18 protein-coding genes are annotated in these 15,548 nt (G+C 57.5%); 10 read left to right on the forward strand and 8 right to left on the reverse strand.

Annotated features, from left to right (window positions below; translation table 11 throughout):
- Window positions 1–136: 136 nt before the first annotated feature.
- The 6 genes from V3W49_RS01095 (at window position 137) to V3W49_RS01120 (ending at window position 4,720) form a co-directional block, all read left to right on the forward strand.
- On the forward strand, window positions 137–652 hold the full coding sequence (locus V3W49_RS01095) for a lipoprotein (protein ID WP_500143100.1): 516 nt from the start codon (window positions 137–139) through the stop codon (window positions 650–652).
- A gap of 217 nt (window positions 653–869) precedes the next feature.
- Window positions 870–1,598: an arginine ABC transporter ATP-binding protein ArtP gene (artP, locus tag V3W49_RS01100; protein ID WP_500143101.1), complete on the forward strand. Its 729-nt coding sequence runs from the start codon at window positions 870–872 to the stop codon at window positions 1,596–1,598.
- A gap of 20 nt (window positions 1,599–1,618) precedes the next feature.
- Window positions 1,619–2,350, forward strand: a complete 732-nt coding sequence (gene artI / locus V3W49_RS01105; protein ID WP_500143103.1) for an arginine ABC transporter substrate-binding protein ArtI — start codon at window positions 1,619–1,621, stop codon at window positions 2,348–2,350.
- An 8-nt stretch (window positions 2,351–2,358) separates the two neighbouring features.
- A complete protein-coding gene (gene artQ / locus V3W49_RS01110; RefSeq protein ID WP_500143104.1) occupies window positions 2,359–3,075 on the forward strand; it encodes an arginine ABC transporter permease ArtQ in 717 nt (238 codons plus the stop codon).
- Window positions 3,075–3,743 (forward strand): arginine ABC transporter permease ArtM, encoded by a 669-nt coding sequence (gene artM / locus V3W49_RS01115; protein WP_500143105.1) that lies wholly within the window; start codon window positions 3,075–3,077, stop codon window positions 3,741–3,743. The genes artQ and artM overlap by 1 nt, the downstream gene beginning before the upstream one ends.
- 242 nt (window positions 3,744–3,985) lie before the next feature.
- Entirely contained in the window at window positions 3,986–4,720 is a 735-nt protein-coding gene (locus V3W49_RS01120; RefSeq protein ID WP_500143107.1) for an arginine ABC transporter substrate-binding protein, read from the forward strand.
- Between the two features lie 43 nt (window positions 4,721–4,763).
- Here V3W49_RS01120 and rlmC read toward each other — a convergent pair whose 3' ends face one another.
- The 7 genes from rlmC to ybjM all read right to left on the reverse strand — a co-directional run bounded on the left by rlmC (window position 4,764) and on the right by ybjM (window position 9,547).
- The gene (rlmC, locus tag V3W49_RS01125; RefSeq protein ID WP_500143108.1) at window positions 4,764–5,882 is read right to left on the reverse strand and encodes a 23S rRNA (uracil(747)-C(5))-methyltransferase RlmC; all 1,119 of its coding nucleotides are present in this window, start codon (window positions 5,880–5,882) and stop codon (window positions 4,764–4,766) included.
- 49 nt (window positions 5,883–5,931) lie between these two features.
- Window positions 5,932–6,426, reverse strand: a complete 495-nt coding sequence (locus V3W49_RS01130; protein ID WP_500143260.1) for a YbjO family protein — start codon at window positions 6,424–6,426, stop codon at window positions 5,932–5,934.
- A gap of 147 nt (window positions 6,427–6,573) precedes the next feature.
- Window positions 6,574–7,053: a type III secretion system chaperone family protein gene (locus V3W49_RS01135; protein WP_500143109.1), complete on the reverse strand. Its 480-nt coding sequence runs from the start codon at window positions 7,051–7,053 to the stop codon at window positions 6,574–6,576.
- 90 nt (window positions 7,054–7,143) lie between these two features.
- Window positions 7,144–8,046 carry a 30S ribosomal protein S6--L-glutamate ligase gene (gene rimK, locus V3W49_RS01140; RefSeq protein ID WP_500143110.1) on the reverse strand — a complete coding sequence of 301 codons (903 nt, stop codon included), beginning with the start codon at window positions 8,044–8,046 and terminating at the stop codon, window positions 7,144–7,146.
- Between the two features lie 47 nt (window positions 8,047–8,093).
- Window positions 8,094–8,816 carry an oxygen-insensitive NADPH nitroreductase gene (gene nfsA / locus V3W49_RS01145; RefSeq protein WP_500143111.1) on the reverse strand — a complete coding sequence of 241 codons (723 nt, stop codon included), beginning with the start codon at window positions 8,814–8,816 and terminating at the stop codon, window positions 8,094–8,096.
- Window positions 8,800–9,090 carry a YbjC family protein gene (locus tag V3W49_RS01150; protein ID WP_500143113.1) on the reverse strand — a complete coding sequence of 97 codons (291 nt, stop codon included), beginning with the start codon at window positions 9,088–9,090 and terminating at the stop codon, window positions 8,800–8,802. The genes nfsA and V3W49_RS01150 overlap by 17 nt, the downstream gene beginning before the upstream one ends.
- Window positions 9,091–9,169: 79 nt before the next feature.
- The gene (gene ybjM / locus V3W49_RS01155) at window positions 9,170–9,547 is read right to left on the reverse strand and encodes an inner membrane protein YbjM (protein ID WP_500143114.1); all 378 of its coding nucleotides are present in this window, start codon (window positions 9,545–9,547) and stop codon (window positions 9,170–9,172) included.
- Between the two features lie 288 nt (window positions 9,548–9,835).
- Between ybjM and V3W49_RS01160 the strand changes: the two genes are divergently transcribed.
- The 4 genes from V3W49_RS01160 to V3W49_RS01175 all read left to right on the forward strand — a co-directional run bounded on the left by V3W49_RS01160 (window position 9,836) and on the right by V3W49_RS01175 (window position 14,302).
- Window positions 9,836–11,524, forward strand: a complete 1,689-nt coding sequence (locus V3W49_RS01160; protein ID WP_500143115.1) for an aspartate:alanine antiporter — start codon at window positions 9,836–9,838, stop codon at window positions 11,522–11,524.
- Window positions 11,525–11,913: 389 nt separating this feature from the next.
- Window positions 11,914–13,116 carry an MFS transporter gene (locus V3W49_RS01165; RefSeq protein WP_500143116.1) on the forward strand — a complete coding sequence of 401 codons (1,203 nt, stop codon included), beginning with the start codon at window positions 11,914–11,916 and terminating at the stop codon, window positions 13,114–13,116.
- Window positions 13,117–13,127: 11 nt separating this feature from the next.
- Window positions 13,128–13,463 carry a tRNA-binding protein gene (locus V3W49_RS01170; protein WP_500143117.1) on the forward strand — a complete coding sequence of 112 codons (336 nt, stop codon included), beginning with the start codon at window positions 13,128–13,130 and terminating at the stop codon, window positions 13,461–13,463.
- 20 nt (window positions 13,464–13,483) lie between these two features.
- A complete protein-coding gene (locus tag V3W49_RS01175; protein WP_500143119.1) occupies window positions 13,484–14,302 on the forward strand; it encodes a Cof-type HAD-IIB family hydrolase in 819 nt (272 codons plus the stop codon).
- A 9-nt stretch (window positions 14,303–14,311) separates the two neighbouring features.
- On the opposite strand, the gene V3W49_RS01180 is transcribed toward V3W49_RS01175, so the two are convergent.
- Complete coding sequence (locus V3W49_RS01180; RefSeq protein WP_500143120.1) at window positions 14,312–15,538, reverse strand: MFS transporter; 1,227 nt, start codon at window positions 15,536–15,538, stop codon at window positions 14,312–14,314.
- Window positions 15,539–15,548: the final 10 nt, after the last annotated feature.

Below are 15,548 nucleotides of genomic sequence, written 5' to 3' on the forward strand. Positions count from 1 at the left end.
AGATATACTCCTCTGTGTTTGGCGATCAATGCCTTAGCCCTTGCCTGCTGGCGCATTTTAGCCCGTAATACGCTATGCTAAAGCCCATTATTATCAACTGTAATGTAGCTCTCCTGAGAAATATAAGGAAATCATAATGCGTAGCTCAGTTCTGACTCTCATTGCGCCCTGTGCGCTGCTGCTTAGCGCCTGTACCACTGTCACGCCGGCCTACAAGGATATCGGCACCCGTAGCGGCACCTGTATCGATGGCGGCCCGGACAGCGTTGCTCAGCAGTTCTATGATTATCGTATCGCGCATCCGGGCCAGACCGCGACCGATCTGGCGGGCCTGCGCCCTTATCTGAGCGACGCCCTGTGGCAGCAGCTTCAGGCGAAGAGCCGTACCGGCCAGTCGGCCAGCGGCGATCTGTTCTCCAGCAACGCCAACGGCATCGACAGCGCCGATGTCGCCAGCGCTTCCACCATCCAGAATACCGATGCGCGCAATATACCGCTGCGCGTGAATCTGACCAAAGGCAGCCAGCAGTGGCAGGATGAGATTCTGATGGTACGCGAAGGCCAGTGCTGGACCGTGGACGATATTCGTTACACCAGCGAAAACAGCAGCGCCCCCACCGGCACGTTAAGCCAGGCGCTGGAACATCGCTAACGCACCATTTCCTGCGGGCTGAAAGGTAAAAACCACAATAAAAATCTGGCATTTAACATGATTGCCAGTCTTTATTCTTAGTCTCAGCCCGCCCCGATATTTTGTGCTATGTTTAAGTCATATCCGTTCCGTTTTTGCGATTTTAACGCACAAATATTGCATAACTATTCTGCCAACGTTACTATTTGCAGCCTCAATTGCTATTCGACTGCTGCGCATGAGTATTCAACTAAACGGCATTAACTGCTTTTACGGCGCCCATCAGGCGCTGTTCGATATCACGCTCGACTGCCCGCAGGGGGAGACGTTAGTGCTGCTCGGCCCGAGCGGCGCGGGAAAGAGCTCTCTGCTGCGCGTGCTTAACCTGCTGGAGATGCCGCGTTCCGGTACGCTTGCTATTGCCGGTAATCAGTTCGACTTCAGCCGCGCCCCGGGCGATAAAGCCATTCGCGCGCTGCGTCAGCACGTCGGTATGGTCTTCCAGCAGTACAATCTGTGGCCGCACCTGACGGTGATGCAGAATCTGATCGAAGCGCCCTGTCGGGTACAGGGGCTGAGTAAAGAACAGGCCCGCGAGCGGGCCGCTAAGCTGCTGGAGCGTCTGAGGCTGACGCCTTATGCGGATCGCTATCCGCTGCACCTTTCCGGGGGTCAACAGCAGCGCGTGGCTATCGCCCGGGCGCTGATGATGGAACCCGAAGTGCTGTTGTTCGATGAACCAACCGCAGCGCTGGATCCCGAGGTTACCGCCCAGATAGTCAGCATTATTCGCGAGCTGGCGCAGACCAACATCACCCAGGTGATAGTGACGCACGAAGTGGAAGTGGCCCGTAAAACTGCCAGCCGCGTGGTCTATATGGAAAATGGTCATATTGTCGAGCAGGGCGATGCGGGCTGCTTCAGCCATCCGCAAACCGATGCTTTCAGATCCTATCTTTCACACTGAAGACGATTGGGAATACTACAATGAAAAAAGTCCTTCTTGCCGCGCTGTTCGCCAGCCTCAGCTTTTCTGCCGCGGCGGCGCAGACCATCCGCTTTGCTACGGAGGCCTCCTACCCTCCGTTTGAATCCATGGACGCCAGCAATAAAATCGTCGGTTTCGACGTCGATCTCGCTAATGCGCTGTGTAAAGAGATGGACGCCACCTGTACCTTCAGCAACCAGTCGTTCGATAGCCTGATCCCCAGCCTGAAATTTAAGCGCGTCGACGCGGTTATGGCGGGTATGGACATTACGCCGGAACGCCAGAAGCAGGTACTGTTCAGCACCCCTTACTACGACAATTCGGCGCTGTTCATCAGCCTGCAGGGCAAGTACACCAGTATTGACCAGTTGAAAGGCAAGAAGGTGGGCGTTCAGAACGGCACCACACACCAGAAGTTTATCAACGATAAGCATCCGGAAATCACCACCGTTCCTTACGACAGCTACCAGAACGCGAAGCTGGATCTGCAAAACGGTCGTATTGACGCCGTATTCGGCGACACCGCGGTAGTCACCGAGTGGCTGAAGGTCAATCCGAAACTGGCCGCCGTAGGCGATAAAGTCACCGATAAAGCCTACTTCGGTACCGGGCTTGGCATCGCGGTGCGTAAGGGCAACACCGAACTGCAGCAGAAGTTTAACGGCGCGCTGGAGAAGGTGAAGCAGAACGGCACCTATGAGGCCATCTACAATAAATGGTTCCAGAAGTAATCGGCTTAATGAACGAATTTCTTCCTCTTGCAAGCGCCGCCGGGATGACCGTCGGCCTTGCCGTTTGCGCACTGATTATCGGTCTGGCGCTGGCGATGATATTCGCAGTTCTCGAATCGGTTAAGTGGCGCCCTATCGCCTGGCTCGGCTCGGCGCTGGTCACCGTTCTGCGCGGCCTGCCAGAGATCCTGGTGGTGCTGTTTATCTATTTCGGCTCCTCCCAGCTACTGCTGACGTTATCGGACGGCTTCACGCTCAATCTGGGCTTTATCCAGATCCCGGTGCAGATGGAGATTGAAAACTTCGATGTCAGCCCGTTCTTGTGCGGTGTTATCGCCCTGTCGCTGCTCTACGCCGCTTACGCTTCCCAGACGCTGCGCGGCGCCCTGAAAGCAGTGCCGGAAGGCCAGCGGGAATCCGGCATGGCGTTGGGTATGAGCAAAGGCGCTATCTTCTTCCGCCTGGTAATACCCCAGATGTGGCGCCATGCCCTGCCCGGCCTGGGTAATCAATGGCTGGTGTTATTAAAAGATACCGCGCTGGTATCGCTGATTAGCGTCAACGATCTGATGCTGCAAACCAAAAGCATCGCCACCCGAACCCAGGAGCCTTTTACCTGGTACATCGTGGCAGCGGCTATCTATCTGGTTATCACCCTGGTGAGTCAGTACATCCTGAAAGCACTTGACCGGCGTACGACGCGTTTTGAACGGAGACCCGGCTGATGCTTGAATATTTACCGGAACTCCTGAAAGGGCTGCATACCAGCCTGACGCTGACCGCAGCATCTATTGCCGTGGCGCTGGTGCTGTCGCTGCTGTTCACCGTACTCCTGACGCTGAAAACCCCGATTCTGTCACAGCTGGTGCGGGTATTTATTACGCTATTCACCGGAACGCCGCTGCTGGTACAGATCTTCCTGATCTACTACGGGCCAGGCCAGTTCCCCGGCCTGCAGAATTATCCGTGGCTGTGGCATTTGCTTTCCGAACCCTGGCTGTGCGCGCTGATCGCGCTCTCTCTGAACAGCGCCGCCTACACCACCCAGCTATTTTATGGCGCGATTCGCGCTATTCCGCAGGGGCAGTGGCAGTCCTGTGGGGCGCTGGGAATGAGCCGTAAAGATACCCTGGCAATTCTGCTGCCTTACGCCTTTAAACGCGCCCTCTCCTCTTATTCCAACGAGGTGGTGCTGGTGTTCAAGAGCACGTCGCTGGCCTATACCATTACGCTGATGGAAGTGATGGGCCACGGTCAGTTACTCTACGGCCGCACCTACGACGTGATGGTATTCGGCGCCGCCGGGCTAATTTATCTGGTGGTCAACGGCATTCTGACGCTGCTAATGCGCCTGATAGAGCGCCGCGCACTGGCGTTTGAACGGCGCAGTTAACCAATCTGCAAAGCGGGCTATCAGGCCCGCTTTTTTTTGGTTCATCGCGGATTGACGTGCAGTTGAAGTTACCGGCGGCTTCCGCTTTTCGAACATGCCACGCTAATACGCGATGAAACTTTTTTATCTCCTCATTTCAATTTTAATGCAATTAAATTGAATATTAATTCACTTTGTGGCAGGGTAATCCACAGGCCGCAAGTCAGGCCTGGAGAACAAGATTAATAAGACTGGAGCTTGATATGAAAAAGTTACTTCTGGCCGCAGCCCTTGCCACAACCGCATTCAGCACCTGGAGCGCCGAGACTATCCGTTTCGCCTCTTCCGCCACCTATCCACCTTTCGAATCACTGGACGCCAGTAACCAGATCGTCGGCTTCGATATCGATCTGGCAAAAGCGCTGTGCCAGCAGATGAAGAGCGAATGTACCTTTACCAACCAGGCATTCGACAGCCTGATCCCGTCGCTGAAATTCCGCAAATATGATGCCGTCATTTCAGGTATGGACATTACCCCGCAGCGTAGCAAGCAGGTGGCTTTTACTCATCCCTACTATGCGAATTCCGCGCTGGTGATCGCCCAAAAAGATAGGTACCAGAGCTTTGCTCAACTGAAAGGCAAGCGGATCGGGATGGAGAATGGCACTACCCACCAGAAATATCTGCAGGACAAGCACCCGGAAGTGAAAACCGTCGCCTATGACAGCTACCAGAATGCGTTTATCGACCTGAAAAATGGCCGCCTGGACGGGGTATTCGGCGATACCGCAGTGGTGAATGAGTGGCTGAAAAAGAACCCGCAGCTGGGCCCGGCAACCGAAAAAGTAACCGATCCCCAGTACTTCGGTACCGGCCTTGGTATTGCGGTACGCCCAGGCAATACTGAACTGCTGAACAAGCTAAATAACGCCCTTGCGGCGATTAAAGCCGACGGCACTTATCAAAAGATTAGCGATAAGTGGTTCCCGGCTGGCTAATCGCACCTTCCCGCGGCGGCCCCCTCCGCCGCCCGCTTCCTTCTCAGGCCGACTTTTCCAGCAACGTCAGCACTTCATAGTGGGGTGTATGAGGAAACATATCGAACAGCTGAACCCGGCGGATACGATAATCGCTCAAACGGCGGATATCCTTCGCCATCGTCGCGGCATTGCAGCTGGAGTAGATAATCCAGCGCGGCGCCATCCTGCCAAGATAGTCGCATAACGCCTCGCCAATACCACGACGTGGCGGATTGACCAGTACCAAATCCGGCACCGCAGCCTGGGTCGTGGCAAAGTCCGTTGAGTCCAGAGCCTGAAAATCGTGACGGATAAGCCCCAGTTCCCTGGCGGACTGACGGGCGCAGGCAATCGCCTCCGGCGCGATTTCGATTCCAGTCAGGCTCATCTGCGGCGTGGCACAGTGCAGGCCAAATCCGCCCACGCCGCAGAACAGATCCCACATATGGTTCACCGGCAGCTCTTGTACCCACTCCCGGGCGCAGCCATAGAGCCGGGCCGCGACCGTAGGGTTGGTCTGAAAAAAGCTCTGGGGGCGGATCCATAGCGGAACGCCATTAAATTTTTCCGCCAGCGCCTGCCTGTCGGTCAGAAAGATCTCCCGCTCACCTTCCATAATCGCCATATGCACCGGCTGGATATTTACGGAAATCACCCGCAGCCGTGGCAGCTGCGCCTGTAGCCAGGGGAGCGCCGCCCGCAGCTGCTCCAGCTTGGTTTCGGAACGCAGTACGAAGCGCAGCATCATCGCGCCATCCAGTTGGCTTTCAGTCAGCAGGATGTACTTCAGTTCGCCGCGCCGCCGCGCCACGTTATAGGGCGTTAATCCCGCCCGGGCGATAAAGGGCTTCAGTATGTTGAATACCGGTGGGAAACTGGCGGGATAAAGAGGGCAATCGGTCAGATCCTGAGCCTGTGCGGTACCGAATATCGGGCGCTCTACGCTGCCGCTGACCACCATCTTGGCTTTGTTGCGAAATCCCGCTTCCGGCCCGCTGACTGGCTCGTGCCACGCCTCTACCGTCATCCCCGCAAGCCGTTGTCGAAGATCGGTCATTTTCCCGGAAAGCTGCCGGGATACCGGCTGTTCGATCAACAAACAGGAACGACAGCGTTCGGCGTCATAGAGAGCGCATTGCATAACAAAACCCTGTGAAAAAACGGCGGCTGATTGTACCACCGTTCTGGCACTATCCCAGCCGAAAATAGCGCCGGCTTTTGGCTGGAACAAAGATCAGCAATAACACCAGCAGATCCGGCAACTTTTGAATCAGCAGCGCATTCAGGATCTCCCCCGGCGACTCACCAACGATACTGAATAGTTCCGGGTAACCCCAGCCCAGCGAAGCTGCCCACAAATAGCCCAGCGATATCAGCCGGGTAATCAGATAGCCCCAACGCCCCCAGTTGCGGCCACGCATAATAGCGAAGGCGCAGCGTAGCTCGACAAACAGCAGTAAAAGGCTGCCCAGAAACACTGCGGTCAGACTCCAGGTCTGGGCGCTGCGATACAAAAAATCCAGAATACCCTGCGGCCCCAGCACGCCAAACAGCATCAAAAGATCCAGACAGCGTACGGCAATAATGGCCGTGCCCGCCACCAAAACCAGCGTGGGCGCATTGAGTGAGGCATGAGATGAACGATGCTTGCTCGACATATCCAACTTCGCATTTCCCTGTAGCATCGGGCCGCTACGACCGGAAGCGGCGCCTGACTTTATCATGGCAGATTTACAGGAATTCAGCTATATCGGGCACGTCGTTTGCTTAGGGAATTCTAAGAGAATACTCGGAAAAGCATATTGCGCGACGCTGACCGTCGCGCAGAAAGGTTAATGCAGAAGGGGCGCCTGCTGCAGATTAAACAGCTGTTCTTCCTCTTCGCCGCTGTAGAGCAGTTGATTCGCGCCCGCTTCCAGAATCACCATCGAGATCTGCTGCTCGCTCTGCTGCATAAACCAGGCGAACTGGGCGCGGTTCACACCAGCGCCGGCAGAGAGCGACTGACAGACGACCAGCTTCGGCAGATTATCATCCTGCACATCGAGGAACGCTTTTATCGTCAGGGAGCCGGCGTTAATCGCGGAAAGATCGGATGCCAGCGCCAGCAGGGCAGAAGGCTTCACCTCGGCCAGCGCGGAAAACAACACGACATCGTCCACCAGATCGATCTTGGCGTCAAAGATACCATTGAAGTTTTGCATATGCGGCAGATGAAGCGCCTGGCAGGTATCACACTCGAAGAAGTTTACCCCCAGCTCATCCAGCCAGCGGCGCAGTGTGTCCAGTGAAGGGACAACGAGTGAATCCATAGATGGTGACACCTCTTTTGATAACCGGTAAACGCGCATAGCTTACGCAAAAAGCCGCGCTGATACCATGAGTAACGGCCAAAAATCGCGCTAGCCACCAGTTTTCAGGGAAAAGCCAGGGCGAGCGTGGCGCTCGACCCAGGCTATCATCAAAGAGGCGATATCCACCCCGCTGGTCTTCTCTATCCCTTCCAGGCCCGGAGAGGCATTCACCTCCATAACCAGCGGCCCGCGATCGGCGCGCAGAATATCGACCCCGGCTACGTCCAGCCCCAGAGTGGCCGCCGCTCCCAGCGCGATATCACGCTCACGGGGGGTGATCTCAACCCGCCGGGCCACGCCACCGCGATGCAGGTTAGAGCGAAAATCCCCCTCTTTGGCCTGACGTTCGATAGCGGCGACAACCCTGTCCCCCACCACCAGGCAGCGAATGTCCCTGCCTCTGGCCTCTTTAATATACTCCTGAACCAGGATATGCGCGTTCAGGCCGCGGAAGGCATCAATAACGCTTTCCGCGGCCTGGCGGGTTTCCGCCAGCACCACGCCGATGCCCTGAGTACCCTCCACCAGCTTCACCACCAGCGGCGCCCCCCCAACCATTTCGATCAGATCGTGGGTGTCGTCCGGCGAATGGGCGAAACCCGTCACCGGCAGATCGATACCCCGACGCGCCAGCAGCTGCAGCGAACGCAGCTTATCCCTGGCCCGGGTAATTGCCACCGACTCATTCAAAGGATAGCTACCCAGCATTTCGAACTGGCGCAGTACGGCGGTGCCGTAGAAGGTAATCGCCGAGCCGATGCGCGGAATCACCGCATCATAATGCGGCAGACGCCGCCCTTTGTAGTGCACCGAAGAGGCCCGGGGATTAATGCTCATATAACAGGAGAGCGGATCGATAACCTCAACCCGATGGCCGCGGCGCTGGGCCGCCTCCCGCAGGCGTCGACAGGACCAGAGCGTACCATCCCTGGATAAAATGGCGATATTCACCCTTCACCTCACTAATGGTCGAAGATCATCGGCCCGCAGCTGGCGGGTTAACGGGTCGCCCAACCCTGCTTATGCAGATAGTCCAGAATAAACGGGCGACTTTCTTTAATAATGGTACGGCGAATGTGATCGCTCCAGGTATCGCGCCGGTTATTGCTACCGCGCGACAGATAATACTGCGCCAGCGTTTCGTCATAGCGCGCCAGCTCCTGCTGATCCATCGGCTGATAGCGATTTTCGTGCACCACCAGGGAAGCCGGCAGGCGTGGTTTCAGATCCGGATTATCCGCAGGCCAGCCCAGGCACAGACCAAACAGCGGCAGGACATGTTCGGGCAGCGCCAGCAGTTCGGTGACTTGTTCAATGCTGTTGCGGATCCCGCCGATATAGACGCCGCCCATCCCCAGGGATTCCGCGGCCAGCATCGCGTTCTGCCCCATCATCGCGGTATCCACCACGCCCAGCAGCAGCTGCTCGGCCAGCCCCAGCTGGGCCTCGGGACAAATTTGCAGGTGACGGTTAAAGTCGGCGCAAAACACCCAAAACTCCGGAGCCTGGGCTACGTGCTTCTGGCCGCCGGTCAGGGTGACCAACTGCTCGCGCATCCTCGGGTCAGTAATGCGGATTATCGAACTGCACTGCAGGAAACTGGAGCTTGAAGCCGCCTGAGCGCTGGCAATAATGGCCTCGCGCTGCTCGTCGCTGATGCCCTGTTCGGTAAAATGGCGAATAGAGCGGTGGGAGCGGATCAAATCAATGGTCGGCGTCATCTCGTTTTTCCTTACTTGATGGTGTCGGTTGTGATTGGCGCGACTTTAGCAACAGCGGCGCCACGTTGTGGGCTACGGCCCACAACAACATAAACGCCGCGGGAAGCATCAATGCTACGCCAAGGCAGACCATGGCCACGGCAGCCACGGTGCCATCAAGCGGCGCCGGCAGCGCCACATGACCGTTAATCGACAGCCAGGCCAACCCCAGCAGGATCATACCAGCCAGTTCCAGCAGGATAATGGGCTTTGGCAGGTCGTTCAGCGTTCTCATCGGTACTTCTCCCACGGCGACGGCCCGCCAGTATAACCTGGCGGAAAGATGACGGTTTACCGGAATATAGCGTAAACGCTCAGTGGCGGCAGCGGCGACGCTGGCGATAGCGCAGCGACCGCACGCAGAGCGCGCAGAGTACGCCGATAGCGCACCAGAAAGCGCCGCTGAACAGCCAGGCAACCTCCTGAACCGGAGGACGCTGGGGCGTCAGCCACAAATGCATGATAAGGAAGCAGAACGGTAGCGCAAGCGCGATACCGATAAGCGGCCTGATAAGATCGCCGCGTAAAGAGAGAAAGCCAGCGATAAACCCTGGCAGCATAAACAGCAGCAGCTCCGGCTCCGGCTCGGCGCGAGCGCAGGTCGCCGCGGGCAGCCCGGCTTTCTGGTACACGAAAACAACAATAAAAAGCACAAAAGCACAGATAATCCCGGCCCACCGCTCCTGGCGCATTATCCAAATCCTCCTGAATCTGTTCGCCAAACCGCACGCAGGCCAGAATAAGCCTGCGCACCGACAACACCCTATGACGCTCCCTGGGTCCGAAAAGATCTGTACAATTGTATGTTCGTGCTGGCCGTTGATTATTATTAAGATTAAACTAGCATCGGCTCTTAAAGAGCGTGGGCGATTATTATTTTAGGCCGTTACCCTGCCCGCGCGCCACTGTCTCTGGAAAGGGACATTAACCGAAAAAACCATTCCATTCAACAGCTTACTGTAAACAAGAAGTTAGCCTACGTGAATATAAACGTCGCAGATTTGTTAAACGGGAATTACGTCCTGTTATTATTTGTGGTACTGGCTTTAGGCCTGTGTCTCGGTAAATTACGGCTGGGTTCTATTCAACTGGGTAATTCCATTGGTGTTTTAGTCGTCTCTTTATTACTGGGTCAGCAGCATTTTTCGATTAACACAGACGCACTGAATCTGGGCTTTATGCTGTTCATTTTTTGCGTCGGTGTAGAAGCCGGCCCCAACTTTTTTTCTATTTTCTTTCGCGACGGCAAAAATTACCTGATGCTGGCGCTGGTAATGGTGGGCAGCGCTCTGATTATCGCCATCTTGCTGGGCAAAGCCTTCGGCTGGGGCATCGGTCTGACTTCCGGCATGCTGGCGGGCTCCATGACCTCGACGCCGGTGCTGGTCGGCGCCGGCGATACTCTGCGCCATGCGGGCATCAGCGATGGCGAACTGGCCACCGCCCTCGATCAGCTCAGTCTGGGCTACGCCCTGACCTACCTGATCGGTCTGGTCAGCCTGATTCTGGCCGCCCGCTATATGCCGCGCCTGCAGCACCAGGATCTACAAACCAGCGCCCAGCAGATCGCCCGCGAGCGCGGGCTGGACACCGATGCCACCCGCAAGGTCTTTCTGCCGGTGATTCGCGCCTACCGGGTTGGCCCTGAGCTGGTCGCCTGGGCCGACGGCAAAAATTTGCGCGAACTGGGTATCTATCGCCAGACGGGTTGCTATATCGAACGCATTCGCCGTAACGGCATTCTGGCTACGCCGGACGGCGATGCGGTGCTGCAACCCGGCGATGAGATCGCGCTGGTGGGCTATCCCGATGCCCATGCCCGACTCGATCCCAGCTTCCGTAACGGTAAAGAGGTGTTCGATCGCGATCTGCTGGATATGCGTATCGTGACTGAAGAGATCGTGGTTAAAAATCACAATGCCGTAGGCCGTCGCCTGGGACAGCTTAAGCTCACCGATCAGGGCTGCTTCCTGAACCGCGTGATTCGCAGCCAGATAGAGATGCCCATCGACGACAATATTCTGCTGAACAAAGGCGACGTGCTCCAGGTCAGCGGCGACGCCCGACGCGTGAAGACCGTGGCCGACCGTATCGGCTTCGTCTCCATTCACAGCCAGGTAACCGACCTGCTGGCCTTCTGCTCCTTCTTTATCATCGGTCTGATGATCGGGATGATAAGCTTCCAGTTCAGCACCTTCAGCTTTGGTATCGGTAACGCCGCCGGGCTGCTGTTCGCTGGCATTATGCTAGGCTTTCTGCGCGCCAACCACCCGACCTTCGGCTACATCCCTCAGGGAGCGCTGAATATGGTGAAGGAGTTCGGGCTGATGGTCTTTATGGCCGGCGTTGGCCTGAGCGCCGGTAGCGGCATCAACCATAGCCTGGGCGATGTGGGCTGGCAGATGCTGGTGGCCGGGCTGCTGGTCAGCCTGCTGCCGGTAGCCATCTGCTTCCTGTTCGGCGCCTGGGTGCTGCGCATGAACCGGGCGCTGCTGTTTGGCGCCATTATGGGAGCCAGAACCAGCGCTCCTGCCATGGAGATCATCAGCGACGTGTCGCGCAGCAATATTCCGGCGCTGGGCTACGCCGGTACCTATGCCATTGCCAACGTCCTGCTGACGCTGGCCGGTACTCTGATCGTGATAATCTGGCCGGGGCTCAGTTTTTAGCCAGATACAGAAAAAGTTAAGTTTTTTGCAAAACCCGTGAACTTTTTAGGGCGACGCCAGTCATATTAAGTGCCACTGCTTTTCTTTGATGTCCCCAATTTGAGGAGCCCATCAATCCCGCCGATTTCGGTTCAAGATTGATGGGTTTTTTATTATCTTCGCGACAGATAGCCCACTTTTTTCATCCTTATCCTGGCGACTTTTCGTGCCGTTTTCCGCCAGTTTCATCACCGAATATGACTCCCCACTATTAATTAGCAGGATTCATTTGACATTTTGTGCCGTCTTTTCCCCGGGCGATGAAACCGCTTCACCGAATCAAAAGCCGTTAGTGTACAAGTGGATAGAGAGTTGCTAGTGTCTTCCTTATTTTCTTACTCTGGATACTCATGACGGCTGTTTCCTCCCGCAGGGCCCTGCGCCAGCGCTGTTGGGCGCTGTTTGCGCTTTTCTTCCTCCCCGGCCTGCTTATGGCCTCCTGGGCCACCCGAACCCCGGATATTCGCGATACCCTGGGCGTTTCCATTTCGGAAATGGGGATGGTGCTGTTCGGCATCTCGGTCGGCTCGATGAGCGGTATTCTGTGTTCCGGATGGCTGGTTAAGCGCTTCGGCGCCCGCCGGGTAATTCGGGTTGGTATGGCGCTGGTCACTGGCGGCATGCTGTTGATGAGCCTGGCACTAAAGCTGGCTTCTCCCTGGCTGTTTGCCGCCGGACTGGCCATGCTGGGCGGCGGACTGGGTAGCGCCGAAGTGGCGGTCAATGTGGAAGGCGCCGTTGTGGAGCGTCTGATGAATAAAACGGTGCTACCGATGATGCACGGATTCTACAGCCTGGGCACCCTGGCGGGCGCCGTCGCCGGTATGGCGCTTACCGGCTTAAGCCTGCGGGCAGATCACCATCTGCTACTGGCGGGCCTTATCGCCATCGTCCCGATTATTATCGCCCTTGGTGCCATCCCCGATGGTACCGGCCAGCAGACTGCCGAACAGAGCGAGCAGGCCGCGTCTTCGCCTCACCGCCCGTTCTGGAAAGACGGCACCCTGATGCTGATTGGCGTTATCGTGCTGGCTATGGCCTTCGCCGAAGGCTCTGCCAACGACTGGCTGCCGCTACTGATGGTGGATGAGCACGGTTTTAGCCCCACTTCCGGCTCCCTGATCTACGCCGGATTTACCCTGGGCATGGCGCTGGGTCGCTGCTGCGGCGGCTGGTTTATCGATCGCTTCAACCGGGTAGCGGTGGTGCGCGCCAGCGCTCTGCTGGGGGCGCTGGGCATCGGGCTGGTGATCTTCGTCGACAGCCCCTTTATCGCCGGGCTGTCGGTGCTATTCTGGGGGCTGGGCGCCTCACTGGGCTTCCCGCTCGCCATCTCTGCCGCCAGCGATACCGGCCCGGATGCCGCCACCCGCGTCAGCGTGGTTGCCACTACCGGTTATATCGCCTTCCTGGTGGGGCCGCCGCTGCTGGGCTTTCTGGGGCAGCACTACGGTCTGCGCAGCGCCATGCTGCTGGTGCTGGGGCTGGTGGCGATTGCGGCAACCCTTGCCCGTGCGGTGGCGAAACCCGCCGCACCATCGCAACCGTCATAAAAGGAGAACGCATGGAAACCATCGAATGGCAGGATTTTGAGCGGGTGGAGCTGCGGGTCGGCACCATTATTCATGCCGAACCCAACGTGAAAGCGCATAAACCCGCCTGGGTGATGGATATCGACCTCGGCGAACTGGGAATAAAGCGTTCGAGCGCTCAGATAACCCAGCACTATCCGCTGGAATCGCTGCCCGACCGTCAGGTTCTGTGCGTCTGTAACTTCGCGCCACGCCGTATCGCTGGCGTAAAGTCCGAAGTGCTGGTGACCGGCGCCCACGACGCCGACGGCTCGGTGGTACTGGCCGAATTCACCCTGCCGGTGCCCAACGGCACCCGACTGGCCTGACAGCGATTGGCGGAGGCATCGTGATGCTTAAACTGATCGCCGTCGATATGGACGGCACCTTTCTTGACGATGCCAAATGCTATAACCAGCCGCGGTTTATGGCGCTGTATCAGCGTATGAAGCAGCAGGGCATTCACTTCGCGGTCGCCAGCGGCAACCAGTACTGGCAATTGCGCAGCTTTTTTCCCGAAATCGCCCACGAAATCGGTTTTGTGGCCGAAAACGGCGCCTGGGTATTGTGCGGTGGGCAGGAGCTGTTTAACGGTGTCTTTAGCCATCCGCAGTTCCGGCGTATAATCGCCGTACTGCTCGCCTTATCGGATGTGGAGATCGTCGCCTGCGGCAAGCGCTGCGCCTGGACGCTTTCCCGCTATCGCGATGAGGTAAAACAGGCCGCCGCGCATTACTATCCCCGTCTGGAGCAGGTCGATGATTTCACCGGCGTCGAAAGCCGGGATACCTTCTTTAAATTCGCCCTTAACCTGCCGGGGGCAGAACTGGAGCCGACCATGGCGCAGTTGCGCGAAACCCTGGGCGATATCGCGACACCGGTCACCAGCGGCCATGGCGCCATCGATTTGATTATTCCCGGCCTGCATAAAGCCAACGGGCTGAATCTGCTACGCCGTCACTGGAATATCGATGACGGCAAGGTGCTGGCCTTTGGCGATGGCGGCAATGATACCGAAATGCTGCAACAGGCGGATTTCGGCTTTGCCATGGCCAACGCTCCCGGCGCCGTACAGGCGCTAACGCCCCACCGGGCGCCAGGCAATAATCAGGAAGGGGTTCTGGAAATTATCGAGCGGGCCCTTAACCACGAACCGCCATTCGATTAATCCTGCCGCTCAGGGCTGCAGCGCCGCACCGGCGCTGCGATCGCGCAGAAACAGCATCACCAGCCCCAACCACAGCAGCCCGCTCGCCAGGTTCACCAGGTTAAATAGCCCATTGCCACCGCTCAGCCAGGCCTGTTTACTCAGTTCGATGCCAAAGGTGAAGATAAGCATCTGCATCATCCCCATCACCGCCGCCACGGTGCCTTTGCTCATCGCACTGGCAAACAGCGTCAGGCGTACCAGACCGGCATTGGATAAACCGATGCCAAAAGCGTACAGGCTCAGCCCGGCGACCATCCACAGCCAGGCATGGGCTGCCACCTGAGTCGCAGCCGCCGCCAGCGCCAGTCCGCCGACAATGGGTAGTACACCCGCCAGAATCAGGCTCCGCACGCTATGGCGAGCCGTCAGGCGCGCCAGGGTCAGGTTGCCGACAATCAGGCCGCCGAATACCGGCACCTGCAACAGACCGTACTGGTAGCTGCTCAGATGTTCGCCCTGCATCAGCATGACCGGCGACTGAGCTATCCAGGTCAGAAGCGGCAACGCCGCGAAGCCGGTTGCCAGCGCGCCCGCCACAAAGCGGCCATTGCGCAGAACCTCCCGGTAATCCTGACCCAGGCGGGACACAGAGAGCGGCTCGCCGATACGGGTCGCGGTTTCCGGCATGGCGCGCCACAGACCGGCCAGTGCAACAGTGGCCAGCAGCGCAAACAGAACGAACATCATCTGCCATGGCGCAACGTGAATCCAGACTGCCCCCACCAGCGGCCCCAGCAGCGGGGCGATCAGCGCCACATTGGCCATCAGCGCGGTGATTTTAATGCACACCGACTCTTCAAAAGATTCCTGAACCGCCGCATAGCCCACCGCGCCGATAAAGCACAGACTCACGCCCTGTAAAAAGCGCAGCAGCGTGAACTGCTCGATATTCTGCGCCAGCAGAGTGCCAAGACAGGTCAGGATAAACCACAGCACCCCGACCAGCATCACCGGACGGCGACCGACCCGATCGGAAAGCGGCCCCAGCAGCCACTGTAGTACCATACCGCCCGCCAGATAGGCGGCCATCGAGGTCGGCACCCACTCGCTTCCCGCCTGATACTGCTCAACCACCGCCAGCATTCCCGGCTGGATCATGTCGTTCGCAATATAGGTAGAAAATTCGTAGAGCACCAGGCAGAGCGGAAACAGCAGCGCGCTGCGTCCGAGAGGTTTTGCCGCCGGGGATTGCATAAAAAATAGC

The organism is Rosenbergiella sp. YN46, from assembly GCF_036620675.1.
Taxonomy (GTDB): domain Bacteria; phylum Pseudomonadota; class Gammaproteobacteria; order Enterobacterales; family Enterobacteriaceae; genus Jejubacter.